This is a genomic window from Geodermatophilus sp. SYSU D00766 (assembly GCF_054049915.1).
Genome location: NZ_JBJGYI010000016.1, coordinates 71,099 through 89,786 on the forward strand (window position 1 = coordinate 71,099; position 18,688 = coordinate 89,786).

Genomic DNA, 18,688 nt, shown 5'->3' on the forward strand with positions numbered 1-18,688 from the left:
GCGCTGGCCGCCCCTGTGTGCACTTCCGCGGAAGTGCACACAGGGGCCGCTACGCCGAGATGCGGTCCAGCAGCAGCGGCAGCGGCTCGTCGCCGGTGTCGACGCCGACGGCGCCCTCGAGCGCCTCCAGCGCCCGCGGGATGCGGGCGGGGTCGTCGGTGTGCAGCTCCAGCAGGGGCTGCCCCTCGGTGACCTGCTCCCCCACGGCCGCCGTCCACGTGACGCCGGCCGCGGCCGACACCGCGTCCTCCTTGCGCGCCCGGCCGGCACCCAGCCGCCAGGCGGCGACGCCGAGGGCGTAGGCGTCGAGCCGGGTGAGCGTGCCGGTGGCCGGGGCGGTCACCACGTGCTTCTCGGCCGGCTGCGGCAGCGGGGCGTCGGGGTCGCCGCCCTGCGCGGTGATCATCCGCCGCCACACGTCCATCGCGCGGCCGTCGCGCAGCGCGTCGGCGGGGTCGACGTCGGGACGCCCGGCACCGGTGAGCATCTCCCGGGCCAGCGCGAGGGTCAGCTCGACGACGTCGACCGGGCCGCCGCCGGCGAGCACCTCCACCGACTCGGCCACCTCGACGGCGTTGCCGGCGGCGCGGCCCAGCGGCCGGTCCATCGCCGTCACCAGGGCCACCGTGGTGACCCCCGCCGCCTCCCCCAGCCCGACCATCGTGCGGGCCAGCTCGCGGGAGGACTCCGGGTCCTTCATGAACGCGCCCGACCCGGTCTTGACGTCGAGCACCAGCGCGTCGGCGCCCTCGGCGATCTTCTTGCTCATGATCGAGCTGGCGATCAGCGGGATCGACTCGACCGTCGCGGTGACGTCGCGCAGCGCGTAGAGCTTCTTGTCGGCCGGCGCGAGGTCGTGCCCGGCCGCGCAGATGACCGCGCCCACCTCCGCCAGCTGGCGCAGGTAGGCCTCCTCGTGCACGTCGGCACGCCAGCCGGGGATCGACTCGAGCTTGTCCAGCGTGCCGCCGGTGTGCCCCAGCCCGCGGCCGGACAGCTGCGGCACCGCCACGCCGCACGCGGCGACCAGCGGCGCCAGCGGGAGGGTGGTCTTGTCACCGACCCCGCCGGTCGAGTGCTTGTCGGCGGTGGGCCGGCCCAGCGACGACAGGTCCTTGCGCTCGCCGGAGTCGATCATCGCCTGTGTCCAGACGGCGAGCTCGTCGCCGTCCATGCCGCGGAAGAACACCGCCATGAGCAGCGCGCTCATCTGCTCGTCGGGGACGGTGCCGTCGGTGTAGGCGCCGATCACCCAGCGGATCTGCTCGGGCGTGAGCCGGTCGCCGTCGCGCTTGGCCCGCAGCACGTCGATCGCGTCGAAGGCGGCCATCAGCCCTGCCCCCGCCCGGCGGCGGCGACCAGGTCCTCGGGGCCGAACGCGTCGGGCAGCACCTCGCGCATGGGCACGATGCCCAGCGACACGGTCTCGATGAGCATGTCGGCTCCCCCGTGCTCCCAGAGCAGCTGCCGGCAGCGCCCGCAGGGCATCAGCGGCTGCCCGTCCCCGCCGACGCAGGCCACCGCGACCAGCCGGCCGCCGCCGGTGCGGGCGAGGTCGCTGACCATCCCGCACTCGGCGCACAGGCCCAGCCCGTAGCTGGCGTTCTCGACGTTGCAGCCGGTGACCACCCGGCCGTCGTCGACCAGCCCGGCCACGCCCACGGGGAACCGCGAGTAGGGCGCGTAGGCGTGCGTCATGGCCTCCCGGGCCGCGCCGCGCAGCGCGTCCCAGTCGACGTCCGCCATCTAGTTCTCTCCTCTTCGGTAGACCAGTCCGTCGGCCTTGGGCATCCGCAGCCGTTGGGACGCCAGCGACAGGACCAGCAGCGTGGTCAGGTGCGGCGTGAACGAGACGATGCCCGGCGGCAGGGCGTCGACGGTGAGGAAGCCGACCAGCGCGGCCGCGGCGACGACGCCGGCGATGCCGGCCACCAGCAGCCGGCCGCGCATCGCCTGCACCACGGCGAGGACCGCGAGCAGGATCGCGACCAGCAGGAACAGCGCCACGACGGCGGCACGGCTGCGCAGCTGCAGCGCGTCGGTGAAGCCGAACAGCCCGGCGCCCGCGGCCAGCCCGCCCGGCCGCCAGTTGCCGAAGATCAGCGCCGCGAGGCCGATGAACCCGCGGCCGTTGACCTGGCCCTCCCGGTAGATGCCGGCGATGAAGACGAGGAACACCCCGCCCAGGCCGGCCAGCGCGCCGGAGATGAGCACCGCGACGTACTTGAGCCGGTAGACCGGGACGCCGAGGGAGTCGGCGGCGGCCGGGTTCTCGCCGCAGGAGCGCAGCCGCAGCCCGAAGGCGGTGCGCCACAGCAGCAGGTAGCTCGCCGGGACCAGCAGCACCGCGATGAGCGTGAGCAGGCCGATGCCGTTGGTGAACCCGCGCAGAATGCCGGCGACGTCGCTGACGAGGAACCAGCCCTGCCGCTCCAGCGACCCGAGCAGGTCCGGGCCGGAGGAGAGCACCGGGACCGAGAACGTCGGCGGTGTGCCGTCGACCGGGGGCGACTGGGTGACCCCACCGCCGGCCGGGTTGTCGCTGTAGAGCAGCTCGGAGAGGAACCGCACCAGCCCCGCGGCGAGGATGTTGATCGCCACGCCGGAGACGACGTGGTCGACGCCGAAGGTCACCGTGGCCACCGCGTGCAGCAGCCCGCCGAGGGCGCCGAAGAGCAGCCCGCCGACGACGGCGGCGCCCCAGCCCCACTGGTAGCCGGCGAACCCGGCACCCCAGGTGCCGAGGGTCATCATCCCGTCGAGGCCGATGTTGACCACGCCGGCGCGCTCGGAGAACAGGCCGCCGAGCGCCGCCAGCCCGATCGGCACGGCCAGCAGCAGCGCCGCGGCCATCGTCGAGGAGCTGGTCAGCTGCTGCTCGCCGCTGATGACGCGCACGATCGAGACCAGCAGCACGACGCCGAGCAGCAGCCACAGCACGCGGCGGGACCGCCCGCCGCCGGTGAACAGGTCGGTCAGCGGGCCGCGGCTGGGCCGGGTCCCGGAGGGGGTCGTGACGGTGCTCATGCCGGGGTCCCCGCGGAAGCGTGGAGCGCCGGCGGAGCGCTCTCGTGGGGTGCGTTCATGCCCCGGTCTCCTGCCGCTCGTCGGAACGCTGCCCGGCTCCGGCCGTCCGGCTGACGCCGGCACCGGTGCCCTCCCCGCCGTCGGCGGCGCCGCCGGTGGAGGCCGCACCCGAGGCGGCCTGGCCCGGGCCCGTGCTGCCGTCGCCGGCGACGATCGCGGGGACGGCCGACCCGCGCTCGGCGGAGCGGAGGGCCACCCGCCGGGCGATCTCGTTGGCGATCACCACGGCGAGCACGATCGTGCCCTGGATGATCGTGACCACCGACGCCGGGAAGTCCTGGATCTGCAGCGGGACCAGGGACCGGTCGAGGAAGGCGAACAGCAGGGCGCCGAGCGCGATCCCGACCGGCTTGTTGCGGCCGAGCAGCGCCACGGCGATGCCGAGGAAGCCCAGCCCGGAGGTGAAGTCGGTGGTGTAGGCGTGGGTGGAGCCGAGCAGGTCGGGCATGCCGATGAGCCCGGCGACCGCACCCGACAGCAGCATGGTCTTCACGACCATGGCCCGGGAGTCGACGCCGCTGGCGCTGGCCGCCGACGGCGACAGGCCGGCCGCCCGCAGGTCGAAGCCGAAGCGGGTGCGGTTGAGCAGCACCGCGATCAGCACGCCGACGACGACGGCCACCAGCAGGAAGCCGTAGAGCTGCCGCGGCGGGGTGGCCAGTCCCAGGGCGCCGAAGACGCCGTTGAGGCTGGGCATCCACCCCGACTCGGGGATCTCCGCGGTGGAGATGATCGAGGCGCCCTCGGGGCTGCCCCGCAGCGGGCCGGTGAGCAGGTAGGACGCGATGCCCAGCGCGATGACGTTGAGCATGATCGAGCTGATGACCTCGCTGACGCCGCGGGTCACCTTGAGCACCGCGACGATCCCGGCCCACAGCGCGGCCACGGCCATCGCCACGAGCACGATGAGCAGCACGTGCAGCGGCCCCGGCAGCGCGACCGCGGCCCCTACGCCGGCGGCGAGCACGGTGGCCAGCCGGTACTGGCCCTCGACGCCGATGTTGAACAGCCCCATGCGGAAGGCGATGGAGACGGCGAGGCCGGCGAGGAACAGCGGCACCGCGCGGTTGAGGATCACCACGATCGCGGTGGTCTGCTGCGAGGGCGTCTCGCCGAAGTCGAACATCACCTCGAACACCCGGATCGGGTTGACCTGCAGCGCGGCCATGACGGCCGAGGAGATGACGACCGCGACGACGATGGCCAGGACGGGGGCGAACAGCGCCAGCCCGATCCTCCGGAGGACGTTCACGCCGCACCCGCCGTCGTCCGGGCCCCGGTCATGTACCCGCCGAGCTCCTCGGGGGTCACCGACCTCGGGTCCAGGGTGGCGACCAGCCGGCCGCGCAGCATCACGTGCAGCGTGTCCGACAGGCCGATGAGCTCGTCGAGGTCGGCCGAGATCAGCAGGATCCCCATCCCCTCCGCACGCGCCTCCTCGAGCAGGCGCCAGATCGCACCCTGGGCGCCGACGTCGACGCCGCGGGTCGGGTGGGCGGCCAGCAGCAGCCGCGGCCGGGCGCTCATCTCGCGGCCGACGATGAGCTTCTGCTGGTTGCCGCCGGACAGCGCGACGGCCAGCGTGTCGGGGCCGGGCGCGCGGACGTCGTACTCCTGCATGATCCGGGCGGTGTCGCTGCGCGCGCCGCGCCGGTCGATGAACGGGCCCTTCACCGCCGGCGGGCGGGTCTGGTGGCCCAGGATCCGGTTCTCCCACAGCGGCGCGTCGAGCAGCATGCCCTGACGGTGGCGGTCCTCGGGGATGAAGCCGAGGCCGGCCTCGCGGCGGGCCCGGGTGCTCCAGGCGGTGATGTCGTCGCCACCGAGCAGCACGGTGCCGGTGGCCAGGGAGCGCAGGCCCATGACGGCGTCGACGAGCTCGGCCTGGCCGTTGCCCTCGACGCCGGCGATGCCCACGACCTCGCCCTCGCGGACGGTCAGCGTGACGTCGTCGACCGGCGGGCGGCCGGTGGGTGAGGCGACGGTGACGTCGCGCAGCTGCAGCACCGGGGTCTCGCGGACCGTGGAAGTGCGGGTCTCCGGCGAGGGCAGCTCGGTGCCGACCATCATCTCGGCGAGCTGGCGGGCCGTCGTCGTCTTCGGGTCGGCGGTGCCGACGGTGGTGCCGCGGCGGATGACGGTGATCGAGTCGGCCACCTTCCGCACCTCGTCGAGCTTGTGCGAGATGAAGATGACCGTCAGGCCCTCGCGCTTGAGCTCGGCGAGGTTGCCGAACAGCTCGTCGACCTCCTGCGGCACCAGGACCGCGGTCGGCTCGTCGAGGATCAGCGTGGTGGCGCCGCGGTAGAGGACCTTGGCGATCTCCACGCGCTGCCGGTCGCCGACGCCGAGGTCCTCCACCAGGACGTCGGGGTCGAGGCCCAGGGCGTAGGCGTCGGAGATCTCGCGGATGCGGCGGCGGGCCTCGGCGCGGTCGAGCCGGCCACCCTTCGTCGGCTCGCTGCCCAGGACGACGTTCTCCAGGACGGTGAAGTAGTCGGCCAGCATGAAGTGCTGGTGGACCATGCCGATCCCGGCGGCGATCGCGTCCGCCGGGCTGCGGAGGTGCACCTCGCGCCCGTGCAGCAGGATCTGCCCCTCGTCGGGGCGGTGCATGCCGTAGAGGGTCTTCATCAGCGTCGACTTGCCGGCGCCGTTCTCGCCCACGATGGCGTGCACCTCGCCGCGCCGGACGCGCAGCTCGATGTCCTTGTTGGCGACCACGCCGGGGAAGCGCTTGGTGATGCCGCGCAGCTCGACGGCCAGCGGCGCCGCCGTCCCCTCGCCGCCGCCGGGGGCGCCCTTGCTCAGGCCGGCCGGCGTGCCCGCCGGGGTGCCTGCTGTGGCCATGGTGGGCCCTTCCTGCGTCGCTGCGTCCCGCGGGTGCGCGGGCTCGCGTCCACTCTGCTGCACCGGCGGCGCGGGATCGACCGCGTCCCCGGCGACTGCTGACGTCGGTCCGCCGGGGCGCGGGCCCCGGCGGACGTCCGCACAGCATCCTCCCCGGTGCCGGCGCCGGGCAGGGGTCCCCCTCGCGCCCGGCCCGGTGACCGGCGGGAGGGGGACGGGACGACGGCGGGCCCGGGGGTGCCTGCGCTCCCCCGGGCCCGCCGTCGTGCGTCCCGGTCAGCCGGCCCGCAGGCCGGCCGGCGTCACGGGGTCGTCGGGACCTCGATCTCGCCGTCGATGATCTGCTGCCGGTAGTCGTCGATCGTGTCCTGGATGTCGTCGATGAAGCCGCCCGAGGTGGACAGGCCCACACCCTCGGCCGCCAGGTCGTAGACGATGTCGCTGCCGCCCTCGACGCTGCCGTCGACGTAGGAGTCGATGAAGGCCGAGACGGCGTTGTCGACCCGCTTGAGCATCGAGGTCAGGATGACCGCCTGCAGGGCCGGGTCGTCGACGGTGTTGTACTGGTCGGAGTCGACGCCGATGGCGCGCTTGCCGGCTGCCGCGGCCGCCTGGAAGACGCCCAGACCCGAGCCGCCCGCCGCGTGGTAGACGATGTCGGCGCCGGCCTCGTACATGCCCTGGGCGACCAGCAGGCCGCGGTCGGGGGCGTTGAAGCCGGAGAAGTCACCGGCCGGCGAGATGTACTGCCGGTCGATGATGATCTGCGGGTTGACCGCCTGGGCACCGGCCACGTAGCCGGCCTCGAACTTCTGGATCAGCGGGGTCTCGACGCCGCCGACGAAGCCGATGTGGCCGGTCTCGGACTTGGTCGCCGCGGCGACGCCGGCCAGGAAGGAGCCCTGCTCCTCGCTGAACAGCAGGCCGGTGAGGTTGTCGGCGCCGACCTCCTCGGCGGAGGAGTCGACGATGGCGAACGTCGTGTCCGGGTACTGCTCGACGACGTCGCCGATGACCTCGCCGTAGGCGAAGCCGACGGCGATGATCGGGTTGTAGCCCTCGTCGGCCAGCTGGGTCAGCAGGTCGGCGCGGTTGGAGGCGTCGGCGTTCGGGCTGAGGTCCTGGAACTCGCCGCCGTGCTCCTCGATGGCGGCCTCGACACCGGCGACCGCCGCGTCGTTGAACGACCGGTCACCGCGGCCACCGGTGTCGAAGGCCAGGCCGATGCGCAGCTCGTCGCTGCCGCCACCGCCCCCGCCGTCGCCACTGCCGCCACTGCCGCTGCTGGGCTCGTCGCTGGCGCAGGCGGCCAGGGCCATGCTGCCGGCGAGCAGCAGCGCCGCCACCTTCGTCTTCCGCGCTCCGCGCAAGAGGCACTCCTTCCTGGGGGGAGCTCCACAGAGACGGAGGGGAGCTCCCGTGGATCCGGGTCGGTCACGCCCGGGAGCCCCGGCCCGGCCGGGGACGCCGGACGCGTCGACTGGGCACGCTAACCGCGCTCCCCGCCCGCACCGCCCTCCGGACGGCGGACCGAGATGGGATCGTTGCGAAGCGGCCGGTGGGCGGGCCGCGCCGGCCCGTCCGGCGCGACGGGTCTCGGCACGCGCCGCCGTCGCCGCTAGCGTCGTCCCGTGGCGCGGTTGGGGGGAGCGCGGCGCCCCGTGCGGGCGCTGCTGGGCGCGGCGGTGCTGGCCGTCGGGCTGGGCACCGGGACGGCGCCGGCGGCGGCCGCGCCGGCCTCCGACGCACCGGTGTCCGAGGCGCCGGTGTCCGAGGCACGGCCCACGGTCGACCCGGCCGCCCCGACCCCCACCGCACCGCTGCCCGGCGGCCCGCCCCAGGGCCACGGCCCCGGTGGGGTCACCGTGGGCGGCGAGGGCCTCGACACCCGCGGCACGGTCGTCGTCGACGGTGCTCCGCCGCTGCCCGACGGACTCGCCGCCGCGGGCTGGCTGGTGGCCGACGCCGGCACCGGCGACGTGCTGGCCGCCCGCGACCCGCACGGCCGCTACTACCCGGCGAGCACGCTCAAGGCGCTGACGGTGCTGACGCTGTTCCACCGGCTGGACCCGGCGCTGGTCGTCGAGGGGACCGTCGAGGACGAGGCGGTGGAGGGCAGCCGGGTCGGGATGGTGGCCGGTGGCCGCTACCCGGTGTGGCTGCTGTTCCAGGCGCTGGTGATGCAGTCGGGCAACGACGCGGCCAACGCGCTGGCCCGCGCGGCCGGCGGCGCCGGGACGACGGTGGCGGCGATGAACGCCCGCGCGCTGGAGATGGGGGCCTTCGACACGGTGGCGGGCACGCCGTCGGGGCTCGACGTCGCCGGGCAGTCCTCCTCGCCCTACGACCTCGCGCTGTTCTTCCGCGCGCTGGTCGCCGACCCGGCCACCGCGGCGCTCCTCACCACCCCGGTCGCGGAGATGCCCGGCGTCGAGGGCCGCTCGACCGGCTACCAGATCCAGAACGAGAACCCGCTGGCGGACTACCCGGGCGGGCTGGGCGGCAAGACCGGCTTCACCGACGCCGCCCGGCACACCTTCGTCACCGCCGCCGAGCGCGACGGCCGGCGGCTGGTGGTCAGCGTCATGGGCACCGAGAGCCGGCCGCTGCGGGCGGCCGACCAGGCCGCCCGGCTGCTCGACTGGGGCTTCGCCGTCCCGCCGTCGCTGGGCGGCGTCGGCCGGCTGGTGGACTCCGCGGCCGACGTCGCGGCCCCCGAGCCGACGGCGGACCCGACGCCGACCGCGCCGGCCGCGGTGGCCGCCGGGGCCCCCGCGCCTGCGCCGGTGGCCGACGACGGCCCGCCGGCCCTGGGCGCCCTGGCGCTGGGCGCGGCCGCCGTCGCGGTGGTCGCCGCCACGGTCATCGGCGTGCGGCGGGCGGTGCGCCCGACCCCGCCGGCACGGGTGCCGGACCGGCCGGGTCGGCGGGGGCCGCCGGGGCGAGGGACGGCAGGGTCGCGGTCCAGGCAGCGGTGAAGAACGCGAAGCGGACCACCAGGTTGATCCACACGAGGATGCCGACCGCGCCGCCGAACGCCGAGGCGGTGACGCTGCCGCCGATCAGCGACAGGTAGAGCGTGCCGGCGAGCTTGAGCACCTCGAGACCGGCGGCACCGAAGAGCGCGCCGGGCAGCAGCCGCCGCAGCGGCGAGGAGGTCGAGGGGACCACCCGGAGCAGCCAGAGGAAGACCAGCACGTCGGTGAGGAGGGCCAGCGCCAGGCCCAGCACGCTGGTGAGCACCCCGAGGCCGGGGACGCCCTCGAGGCCCAGCAGGTCCAGGAACCAGGCCGTGGCGCGGGTGCCGACGCCGGTGAGCGTGAGGCTGACCAGGCCCACCGCCCCGAGCAGCACCAGGGCCACCAGGTCCTGCAGGTTGTCGCGCCAGAACTCCGGCTCGTCGGCACGGCCCTTCCAGATCTGCTCCATGCCGATGCGCAGCTTGTCCATGGCGCGCAGCCCGGCGTAGACGACGCCCACGGCGCCGATCAGGCCGGTGATGCCCGCCGCGCCCACCGCCTGGCGCAGCTCCTCGACGATCTGCTCGCCGGTCGGGCCGGGGAACGCCTCGCGGATGGCGTCGTAGAGCTCCTGCTGCAGCAGGGCGTCGCCGGACAGGACCAGCGCGATGACCGAGGCGACCAGCAGCAGCACCGGGAACAGGCCGAGGAAGACGAAGTAGGTGACGCCGGCGGCCATGAGGTCGCCCTGGGTGCGGGTGTAGCGGCCGCCGGCGCGGGCCAGGTGGTCGAACCAGGGTGCCCGCCGGCGCAGCCGGTCCACCCGGGCGGTGGCGCCGGGACCGAGGCGGGTGACCTGGCCCCACACCCCGCGGGCGGTCTCGGCGACGCGCGCGGGTGCGCCCGGCCCCGACCGGTCGTCCCTGGCTGCACCCACCGGGCCCAGTCTGCGCCGCGGCCCCGCCGGCCGCAGGGTCAGGAGCGGTAGGGCCGGCCGGTGAGCGGGTACTCGCGGGCGACGGTCCAGGTGCCGGCCTCCGTCTGCTCGAACTCGGTGAACGAGCCGACGCGGAACTCGGCGTAGAGGTCGGCCAGGCCGGAGTAGGCGAGGTCGAGCATGTCCTGCGGGACGTCGTGGGCCACGGTGACGTGCGGGTGGTAGGGGAAGGACAGGGTCCGGGCCAGCGGCCCGCTGCGCACGTCGGAGGCCAGCAGCTCGCAGTTGCCGATGCCCTTGGCGACGGCGACGAAGACGACGTCGCTGACCGGGGTGAACGTGCCGGTGCCCGACAGGTGCATGTCGAACGGCGGGTGGGCGGCGGCCACCCGCGCCAGGTGCTCGCTGATCGCCGGGCGGTCGGTCCAGGACACCTCGGTGGGCGGCAGCAGCGTCACGTGCGGCGGCACCATCGTGGCCTGGGCGTCGCCGACCTTCGTCCGCCAGTCGACCAGCAGCTGCCCCCACGGCTCGGGGACGGGCACCAGCACGCCGACGACGGCCGACCGCGGCGGCACCGTCCGGCTGCGCGGGACGAAGGTGTCGTCGTTCACGACACCGCTCCCGCCGGTGGCAGGAAGCCGACCTTGCCGTAGACGGTGCGCACCGTCTGCGCGGCGACCTCCCGGGCGCGGGCCGCTCCGGCGGCGAGCAGCCGCTCGAGCTCGGCGCGGTCGTCGAGCAGCTCCTGGGTGCGGGCGCGCACCGGGACGACGAAGTCGGTGACGACCTCGGCGAGCTCCTTCTTCAGGTCGCCGTAGCCGCGGCCGGCGAAGTGCTCCTCCAGCTCGGCGACCGGGGTGCCCGACAGCGCACTGTGGATGGCCAGCAGGTTGGTGACCCCGGGCTTGGCCACCGGGTCGGCGACCACCTCGCGGCCGGTGTCGGTGACCGCCGAGCGGATCTTCTTCGCCGTCACCTTCGGGTCGTCCAGCAGGAAGACGCAGCCGGCCGGCGGCAGGCTCTTGCTCATCTTCTTCTCCGGCGACTGCAGGTCGAGGATCTTCGCCGCACCCTGCGGGATGCGCGCGGCGGGCACGGTGAACGTCTGGCCGAAGCGGCCGTTGAAGCGGGTGGCGAGGTCGCGGGTGAGCTCGAGGTGCTGGCGCTGGTCCTCGCCCACCGGGACCTCGTCGGCCTGGTAGACGAGGATGTCGGCGGCCTGCAGGACCGGGTAGGTGAACAGCCCGACCGAGGAGCCGGCCGTGCCCTCGCGCTGGCTCTTGTCCTTGAACTGCGTCATCCGGCTGGCCTCGCCGAAGCGGGCCACGCACTCGAGCACCCACGACAGCTGCACGTGCTCGGGGACGTGGCTCTGCACGAACAGCGTGCTGCGCTGCGGGTCGACGCCGAGGGCCAGCAGCTGGGCGGCCGAGACCAGGCTGTTGCGCCGCAGCTCCTCGGGGTCCCAGTCCATGGTGATCGCGTGCAGGTCGACGACGCAGTAGAACGCCTCGGCGGTGTCCTGCAGCGCGACCCACTGCCGCAGCGCGCCGAGGTAGTTGCCGAGGTGGAAGGAGCCCGCTGTCGGCTGGATGCCGGAGAGGACCCGGGGCGGGGACGTGAGGTGCTGCGGCACGACGGCCATCAAACCAGCCGCGGCTCAGCCGACCGGCGCGCCGCTGCGCACGTCGTCGCCGGCCGGGGCGGACACGCCGGGCAGGACCTCGTCGAGCGCGGCGAGGAACACGTCGTCCTCCTCGGGCGTGCCGACGGTGACCCGCAGGCCCTCGCCGGCGAAGGGCCGGGTGATGACCCCGCGGCCCTCCAGCGCGCGGGCCACCCCGGCGGTCGGCTCCCCCAGCGGCAGCCACACGAAGTTGGCCTGGCTGTCGGGGACCTCCAGCCCACGGTCGCGCAGCGCGGCGGTCAGCCGGTCGCGCTCGGCGACGACGGCGGCCACCCGGCGGGCGACCTCGTCGCGGCTCTGCAGCGCCGCGACGGCGGCCGCCTGCGCCATCGTGGAGACGCTGAAGGGCACGTGGGTGCGGCGGACGGCGTCGGCGACGGCGGGGTCCTCGGCGACGAGGTAGCCGACCCGCAGGCCGGCCAGGCCCCACGCCTTGGAGAAGGTCCGCAGCACGGCCACGTTCGGCCGGCCGCGCATCAGCTCCAGCCCGTCGGGGACGTCGGGGTCGGTGACGAACTCGCGGTAGGCCTCGTCGAGCACGACCAGCACCGACTCCGGCACCCGGTCGAGGAGGCGCTCGAGCGCCGCGCGGCGCACCGCCGTCCCGGTGGGGTTGTTCGGGTTGCACACGAACAGCAGCCGGGTGTCCTCGTCGACCGCGGCGGCCAGGCCGTCGAGGTCGTGGGTGTCGGCGGAGCCGCCGGGCCGCGAGGGCACCAGCGGCACCCGGGTGCTGCGCGCCCCGGCCACCTGGGCGAGCAGCGGGTACATCTCGAACGAGCGCCAGGCGAAGGCGATCGCCGTCCCGGGGTCGTTGAACGACTGGGCCAGCTGCTGGCAGAGCATCACCGCCCCGCAGCCGGGGACGACCTGGGCGGGGTCGACGCCGTAGTGCTCCGACAGCGCGGCGGTGAGCACCGCGGCGCCGTTGTCGGGGTAGCGGTGGGTCTCGGCCGCCGTCGTCGCGAGGGCCTGGACGACGGCGGGCAGCGGCGGGAACGGGACCTCGTTGCTGGCCAGCTTGACGGCACGGTCGACACCGAGCTCCCGCGCCAGGTCGGCGGGGTTGCGTCCCGGCTTGTAGGCCGGCAGTGCCTGGACGGCCGGACGTGCACTCACCACGGGTCAGTCCTCCGGCGCGCCCGGTGCTCCCGGGCGCGGGCTCCTAGGGTGGCCCCATGCGCGTTCTCGTCGCCGGTGGGGCCGGCTACATCGGCAGCGTAGTCACCGCCGCCCTCCTCGCGGGCGGCCACGAGGTCACGGTGCTCGACGACCTGTCCACCGGGCACGCCGACGCCGTCCCCGAGGGCGCCCGGTTCGTGCAGGCGACCCTGCAGGACTCCGCCCCGGTGCTGGCCGACGTGCGCCCCGAGGCGGTGCTGCACTTCGCGGCGAAGAGCCTGGTCGGCGAGTCGCAGGTGCGGCCGGAGATCTACTGGGAGCACAACGTCGGCGGGTCGCTGGCGCTGCTGGAGGCGATGCGGGCGGTCGACTGCCGGCGGATCGTGTTCTCCTCCACCGCGGCCACCTACGGCGAGCCCGACCGGGTGCCGATCCCCGAGGACGCGCCCACCCGGCCGACCAACACCTACGGCGCCACGAAGCTCGCCGTCGACGCGATGCTCACCTCCTACGCCACCGCGTACGACTTCGCCGCGGTCAGCCTGCGGTACTTCAACGTGGCCGGCGCCGCGTACGGCCTGGGTGAGCGGCACACCACCGAGACCCACCTCATCCCGATCGCGCTGCAGGTGGCGGCCGGCCGGCGCGAGTCGATGACGATCTACGGCGAGGACTACCCGACGCCCGACGGCACCTGCATCCGCGACTACATCCACGTCTCCGACCTCGCCGACGCGCACCTGCTGGCGCTGACCGCGCCGGAGCCGGGGGAGCACCGGGTCTACAACCTGGGCAACGGCACCGGCTTCTCGGTGCAGCAGGTGGTCGACGCCGTCCGCGAGGTCACCGGGCACCCCGTGCCGGTGGAGGTCGGGGCGCGGCGGGCCGGTGACCCGGCGCAGCTGGTGGCCTCCAGCGACCGCATCCGCGCCGACCTGGGCTGGACGCCGCGCCACCCCGACCTGACCGGCATCGTGCGCGACGCCTGGGAGGTCGCGCAGGCCCGCAACGAGGCATAGGAAGCGATCCCCCCGTTCGCGGGGCCGCGGACGGGGGGATCGCTTCCTATGCCTCGACGTCGCCGGCCGGGGCGGCGTCGGGGGCGCGGCTGACCGACAGGCGCGCGATCCGCCGTCCGTCGAGCTCGGTGACGGTCAGCGTGCGGCCCTCGGCCGCCACGGTCGCGCCGACCTCGGGGATCCGGCCGAGCTCGGCGAGCACGAACCCGGCGACCGTCTCGTAGGGCCCCTCGGGCAGCCGCAGCCCGGTGGCCTCGGCGAAGTCCTCGAGGTTGAGCAGTCCGTCGACCTCGTGCGGGCCGTCGGTCCGCTCCTCCCCCTCGGGTGCGACCTCGTCGTCGTACTCGTCGTAGATCTCGCCGATGACCTCCTCGATGAGGTCCTCGAGGCTGACGATGCCGTCGGTGCCGCCGTACTCGTCGACGACGATGGCGAGGTGCTGGTTCTCCCGGCGCATCTCCGACAGGGCGGTGAGCACGCCCGCGGTCCCCGGCAGCCGCTTGACCTCGCGGGCCAGGTCGCCCACGGTCGCCGCCCGGCCGGCGGGGTGGGAGGGCAGCAGCAGGTCGCGCACGTGCACGAACCCGACGACGTCGTCCTGGTCCCGGCCGGTGACCGGGTAGCGCGACCAGCCGGACTCGGCGACCTGCCGGGCGGCGCGGCTCACCGTGGTCGAGGCGTCGAGGAACTCGACCTCGGTGCGCGGGGTCATCACCTCGCGGACCTCCCGGTCGCCGGCGCGGAAGACCTCGTCGATGAGCTTGCGCTCGTCGCTGGTGAGCGACTCGTGGGCAGCGACGAGGTCGCGCAGCTCCTCCTGGCTGATCGCCTCGCCACTGGCCTTCGGGTCGCCGCCGAGCAGCCGCACGAGGACGTTGGTCGACGCCGACAGCAGCCAGATGACCGGGCGCGACAGCCGCGCGATGGTGTTCAGCGGCCGGGCCACCAGCAGCGCGAAGCCCTCGGCGCGCTGCAGCGCCAGCCGCTTGGGGGTCAGCTCCCCCACCACCAGCGACAGGTAGCTGATGAGGATCGTGACCACCACGAAGGCGAGCGGGTCGGCCAGCCCGGCGCGCACGCCCAGCCCCGTCAGCCACTCCGCCAGCGGCTGGGACAGCGTGCTGGCGCCGAACGCCGCGGAGAAGAAGCCCGCCAGCGTGACGCCGACCTGGACGGCGGAGAGGAACCGGTTGGGGTCGCTGAGCAGCCGCTGCACCGCCCGGCCGCGGCGGCCGGCCTCGGCCAGCGCGCGCACCTGCGACTCCCGCAGGGAGACCAGGGCGATCTCGGCGCCGGCGAAGAAGCCGCCGACCAGGACGAAGACGACGACCATCACGACGTTGAACCAGACGTCGCTCACCGCGGGGCTCCTCGCGTCTCGGGTGGGCGGGCGTGCCCATGCTCCCCGGCGACGCGCCCGGAGCCGTCGCCGGGTGACACGGGAGGGACGGGTGTGACCTCCGCCACGTCACCCTGTCGGGTGGCCCTGGGCTACGGCTACTCTCGCCGAAGTCACAGATAGCGACATGTCGACTTCGTGAGGTAACTCCCCCGTGCGCCATCGCCGGTCTTCCCCGCCGCCGTCCGCCCGTTCCGCCGCCCGGCGACGGGCGCTGCCACCCCTGCTGCGGGTCCTGCTCGGCCGCCGGGTGCTGCCGGTCCTGCTGGTCGCCGCGGTCGTCGGGGGCATCGTGCTCGCCGTCCCGCTGATGGCGGCCGGCCGGGGTGCGCTGTCGACCGCCGAGTCCGGGGTGACGTCGGCGGCCGGTGAGGCCGGTCCGCGCACCGGCGTGGTGACGATGGGCGTCGACGGTGAGCCGGTGGTGCCCGGTGCCCCGGAGACCACCGGGAGCGGGCCCTCGACCGGTGCGTCACCGCAGGCTCCGGCCGACGGGACGGCGCCGGGTGCGCCGTCGCCGGAGGGGTCCCCGGCCGCCGGCGCCACGACGGAGGACGCCGCGACGGAGGACGCCGCGACGGAGAGCTCGGCCACCGAGAGCTCGGCGACTGGCGGCTCGTCCGCGGCGGGCTCGTCCGCGGCGGGCTCGTCCGCGGCGGGCTCGTCCGCGGCGGGCTCGTCCACCGCGGGCTCGTCCACCGCGGGCTCGTCCACCGCGGGCGGCTCCTCCACGGCGGAGTCGTCCGCGGGCAGCCCGTCCTCCGCGGGGTCGTCGTCCGCGGGGTCGTCGTCCGGTGGGCCCTCGTCCGCCGCGGCGTCGTCGGCCGGGTCGTCGGCCGCGGGGTCGCCGTCGTCCGCGCAGACCACCACCCAGGCGCCGTCCGCCGCCCGCTCCGCTTCTGCCCCGGCCGCGTCGGGGACGGAGGCCGCGGTGCTGGAGCTGGTGAACCAGGCCCGTGCGGCGGCCGGATGTGGGGCCGTGACCGCCGACGGGGCGCTGGCTGGGGTGGCCCGGGCGCACAGCGCCGACATGCGCGACCGCGGCTACTTCTCGCACACCACGCCCGAGGGGCTCTCCCCCTTCGACCGGGCCGAGGCGGCCGGGATCACCTACGCGCGGGCGGAGAACATCGCCTACGGCCAGCCCGACCCCGCCGCCGTCATGGACGCCTGGATGAACAGCCCCGGGCACCGGGCGAACATCCTGAACTGCTCGCTGTCCACGCTCGGCGTGGGTGTCGCGGACGGTCCCGGCGGCCCGTGGTGGACCCAGCTCTTCGGCGCCTGACCGCTCACCGCCCGAGTGCCTCGACGACGCGGGCGACGACCGCGTCCGGATCGCGCAGGTCGGCAGCGGTCACGAACACCACCCGCCAGCCGGCGGCGGCGAGCCTGGTGAGCCGCCGCCGGTCCCGCGTGAGCTGACCGCGCTCCCCGTGCCAGGCGCCGTCGTACTCCACGGCCAGCCGGTGCTCGGGGAAGGCGAGGTCGACCCGTGCGAGGAAGGCGCCGCTCCTGTCCCGGACGGTGTACTGCGGCTCGGCGACCAGTCCGGCGAGTGCGAGCAGCACCCGCACCCGGGACTCCGGCTGGGACTCGGCGCGCGGGTCGGCCAGCTCCACAGCCCGCCGAGCCCGTCGCGTCCCTCGCGGTGACGGCGCCGCCTCCAGCGACCGGCGCAGCCCGGCACGGTCGACCACACCGCGGGCGAGCAGGACGTCGAGAGCCGCCACAGCGTCCCCGAGCGACTCCGTCCGGGCGATGTCGAGTGCCGTCCGCGTCCCGGTGGTGCACGGCCCGCGGCGCACCTGGACGACGTCGGCGGGCGGGAGCACCGTCCGGCGGACCCGCAGCCCGGCCACCGGTCCGAACCGCACCCCGGCGGGGACCGACACCTCCACCGGCATCGACACGTCCACGAGCTCGGGAGCGCCGTGCAGGTGGGCCGCCGTCCGGCCGCTGAACACCGCCGCCGGGGGGACGAGCAGACGGGCACCGCTGATGCGCAGGTCGGGACCGTCCGGCAGGTCGGCATCGGCGTAGACCCCGCGGTAGAGCCGGCGCCAGGCGCTGCTGCGGAGACCAGCGGGGGTCAGCAGGCCGGCGGCGACGACATCGCGGGAGCGGAACACCCGGCCGCGGAGGACGTCGGGGCGCGGGGGGCGAGGCACCGGGTGAGCCTGCCGCGAGCCGACGGTGAGGCGTCAGTGCTGTCCACAGGCCTCGCAACTGCGGGGAACACGTCGTTGGGACGCCGCCTTGGACGACGACTTCCCCGCAGTTGCGGCGCGACGTCGGCCACCCCCGGACGCGCGGCGGCCCCCTCACCGCGAGGGTGAGGGGGCCGCCGTGGGACGGAGCGTCAGGCCATGGCCTTCTGCAGGTTGGTGTCGATGGCCGCCAGGAAGTCCTGGGTGGTCAGCCACGGCTGGTCCTTGCTGATCAGCAGCGCGAGGTCCTTGGTCATCTGACCGCCCTCGACGGTGTCGATGCAGACCTTCTCGAGGGTCTCGGCGAACCGGGTGACCTCGGGGGTCTCGTCGAGCTTGCCGCGGTGGGCCAGGCCCCGGGTCCAGGCGAAGATCGACGCGATCGGGTTGGTCGAGGTCTCCTTGCCCTGCTGGTGCTGGCGGTAGTGCCGGGTCACCGTGCCGTGGGCGGCCTCGGCCTCGACGGTGCGGCCGTCGGGGGTCATGAGCACCGACGTCATGAGGCCGAGCGAGCCGAAGCCCTGGGCCACGGTGTCGGACTGGACGTCGCCGTCGTAGTTCTTGCACGCCCAGACGTAGCCGCCCTCCCACTTGAGGGACGCGGCGACCATGTCGTCGATGAGCCGGTGCTCGTAGGTGATCCCGGCCTGCTCGAACCGGTCCTTGAACTCGGCCTCGAAGACCTCGGCGAAGATGTCCTTGAAGCGGCCGTCGTAGGCCTTGAGGATCGTGTTCTTCGTCGACAGGTACACCGGGTAGCCGCGCTGCAGGCCGTAGTTCATCGAGGCCCGGGCGAAGTCGCGGATCGACTCGTCGAGGTTGTACATCGCCAGCGCGACGCCGGCACCCGGCGCCTGGAAGACCTCGTGCTCGATCGGCGCGGAGCCGTCCTTCGGCGTGAAGGTCACCGTCAGGGTGCCCTCGCCGGGGAAGCGGAAGTCGGTGGCGCGGTACTGGTCACCGAAGGCGTGACGGCCGACGATGATCGGCTTGGTCCAGCCCGGCACCAGTCGCGGCACGTTCTGCATGATGATCGGCTCGCGGAAGATGACGCCGCCGAGGATGTTGCGGATCGTCCCGTTCGGGGACCGCCACATCTTCTTGAGGCCGAACTCCTCGACCCGCGCCTCGTCCGGGGTGATGGTGGCGCACTTGACGCCCACGCCGTGCTTCTTGATCGCGTTGGCGGAGTCGACGGTGACCTGGTCGTCGGTGGCGTCGCGGTGCTCGATGCCCAGGTCGTAGTACTCCAGGTTGACGTCGAGGTACGGCAGGATCAGCTGGTCCTTGATGAACTGCCAGATGATCCGGGTCATCTCGTCGCCGTCGAGCTCGACGACGGTGCCCTCGACCTTGATCTTGCTCACGTCAGACATTCCCTCTCTTGCAGCTCCGGCCCGTCGGGCCGGAAGTC

At 74.6% G+C, this 18,688-nt stretch carries 16 protein-coding genes; 3 read left to right on the forward strand and 13 right to left on the reverse strand.

Annotated elements, in window-relative coordinates:
- Window positions 1-49 precede the first annotated feature (49 nt).
- The 6 genes from ACI8AD_RS13625 to ACI8AD_RS13650 all read right to left on the reverse strand — a co-directional run bounded on the left by ACI8AD_RS13625 (window position 50) and on the right by ACI8AD_RS13650 (window position 7,307).
- Window positions 50-1,330 (reverse strand): thymidine phosphorylase, encoded by a 1,281-nt coding sequence (locus ACI8AD_RS13625; RefSeq protein WP_456871070.1) that lies wholly within the window; start codon window positions 1,328-1,330, stop codon window positions 50-52.
- Complete coding sequence (locus ACI8AD_RS13630) at window positions 1,330-1,746, reverse strand: cytidine deaminase (RefSeq protein WP_456871071.1); 417 nt, start codon at window positions 1,744-1,746, stop codon at window positions 1,330-1,332. Before ACI8AD_RS13630 ends, ACI8AD_RS13625 begins: the two co-directional genes overlap by 1 nt.
- On the reverse strand, window positions 1,747-3,027 hold the full coding sequence (locus ACI8AD_RS13635; protein ID WP_456871072.1) for an ABC transporter permease: 1,281 nt from the start codon (window positions 3,025-3,027) through the stop codon (window positions 1,747-1,749).
- A gap of 55 nt (window positions 3,028-3,082) precedes the next feature.
- Entirely contained in the window at window positions 3,083-4,339 is a 1,257-nt protein-coding gene (locus ACI8AD_RS13640; protein ID WP_456871073.1) for an ABC transporter permease, read from the reverse strand.
- Window positions 4,336-5,937: an ABC transporter ATP-binding protein gene (locus ACI8AD_RS13645; protein WP_456871074.1), complete on the reverse strand. Its 1,602-nt coding sequence runs from the start codon at window positions 5,935-5,937 to the stop codon at window positions 4,336-4,338. The genes ACI8AD_RS13640 and ACI8AD_RS13645 overlap by 4 nt, the downstream gene beginning before the upstream one ends.
- A 302-nt stretch (window positions 5,938-6,239) precedes the next feature.
- Window positions 6,240-7,307, reverse strand: coding sequence for a BMP family lipoprotein (locus tag ACI8AD_RS13650; protein ID WP_456871075.1), 1,068 nt, complete (start codon window positions 7,305-7,307; stop codon window positions 6,240-6,242).
- A 261-nt stretch (window positions 7,308-7,568) separates the two neighbouring features.
- On the opposite strand from ACI8AD_RS13650, the gene ACI8AD_RS13655 reads away from it, so the two are divergent.
- Complete coding sequence (locus tag ACI8AD_RS13655; RefSeq protein WP_456871076.1) at window positions 7,569-8,915, forward strand: D-alanyl-D-alanine carboxypeptidase family protein; 1,347 nt, start codon at window positions 7,569-7,571, stop codon at window positions 8,913-8,915.
- On the opposite strand, the gene ACI8AD_RS13660 is transcribed toward ACI8AD_RS13655, so the two are convergent.
- The 4 genes from ACI8AD_RS13660 to hisC are packed head-to-tail and all read right to left on the reverse strand — an operon-like array spanning window position 8,800 to window position 12,643.
- On the reverse strand, window positions 8,800-9,834 hold the full coding sequence (locus ACI8AD_RS13660) for a YihY/virulence factor BrkB family protein (RefSeq protein WP_456871077.1): 1,035 nt from the start codon (window positions 9,832-9,834) through the stop codon (window positions 8,800-8,802). The genes ACI8AD_RS13655 and ACI8AD_RS13660 overlap by 116 nt on opposite strands.
- Window positions 9,835-9,872: 38 nt before the next feature.
- Window positions 9,873-10,448 (reverse strand): 2'-5' RNA ligase family protein, encoded by a 576-nt coding sequence (locus tag ACI8AD_RS13665; RefSeq protein ID WP_456871078.1) that lies wholly within the window; start codon window positions 10,446-10,448, stop codon window positions 9,873-9,875.
- Complete coding sequence (trpS, locus tag ACI8AD_RS13670) at window positions 10,445-11,473, reverse strand: tryptophan--tRNA ligase (RefSeq protein ID WP_456871079.1); 1,029 nt, start codon at window positions 11,471-11,473, stop codon at window positions 10,445-10,447. The genes ACI8AD_RS13665 and trpS overlap by 4 nt, the downstream gene beginning before the upstream one ends.
- Before the next feature lie 24 nt (window positions 11,474-11,497).
- Window positions 11,498-12,643 carry a histidinol-phosphate transaminase gene (gene hisC / locus ACI8AD_RS13675; RefSeq protein ID WP_456871080.1) on the reverse strand — a complete coding sequence of 382 codons (1,146 nt, stop codon included), beginning with the start codon at window positions 12,641-12,643 and terminating at the stop codon, window positions 11,498-11,500.
- Window positions 12,644-12,702: 59 nt separating this feature from the next.
- Between hisC and galE the strand changes: the two genes are divergently transcribed.
- A complete protein-coding gene (galE, locus tag ACI8AD_RS13680; protein WP_456871081.1) occupies window positions 12,703-13,665 on the forward strand; it encodes a UDP-glucose 4-epimerase GalE in 963 nt (320 codons plus the stop codon).
- A gap of 46 nt (window positions 13,666-13,711) precedes the next feature.
- Here the strand turns inward: galE and ACI8AD_RS13685 are convergent, their stop codons facing one another.
- A complete protein-coding gene (locus tag ACI8AD_RS13685; RefSeq protein ID WP_456871082.1) occupies window positions 13,712-15,025 on the reverse strand; it encodes a hemolysin family protein in 1,314 nt (437 codons plus the stop codon).
- A gap of 193 nt (window positions 15,026-15,218) precedes the next feature.
- Between ACI8AD_RS13685 and ACI8AD_RS13690 the strand changes: the two genes are divergently transcribed.
- Window positions 15,219-16,352, forward strand: a complete 1,134-nt coding sequence (locus ACI8AD_RS13690; RefSeq protein ID WP_456871083.1) for a CAP domain-containing protein — start codon at window positions 15,219-15,221, stop codon at window positions 16,350-16,352.
- 4 nt (window positions 16,353-16,356) lie between these two features.
- Here ACI8AD_RS13690 and ACI8AD_RS13695 read toward each other — a convergent pair whose 3' ends face one another.
- Complete coding sequence (locus tag ACI8AD_RS13695; protein ID WP_456871084.1) at window positions 16,357-17,235, reverse strand: DUF559 domain-containing protein; 879 nt, start codon at window positions 17,233-17,235, stop codon at window positions 16,357-16,359.
- 191 nt (window positions 17,236-17,426) lie between these two features.
- Complete coding sequence (locus ACI8AD_RS13700; RefSeq protein ID WP_089402170.1) at window positions 17,427-18,641, reverse strand: NADP-dependent isocitrate dehydrogenase; 1,215 nt, start codon at window positions 18,639-18,641, stop codon at window positions 17,427-17,429.
- Window positions 18,642-18,688 lie beyond the last annotated feature (47 nt).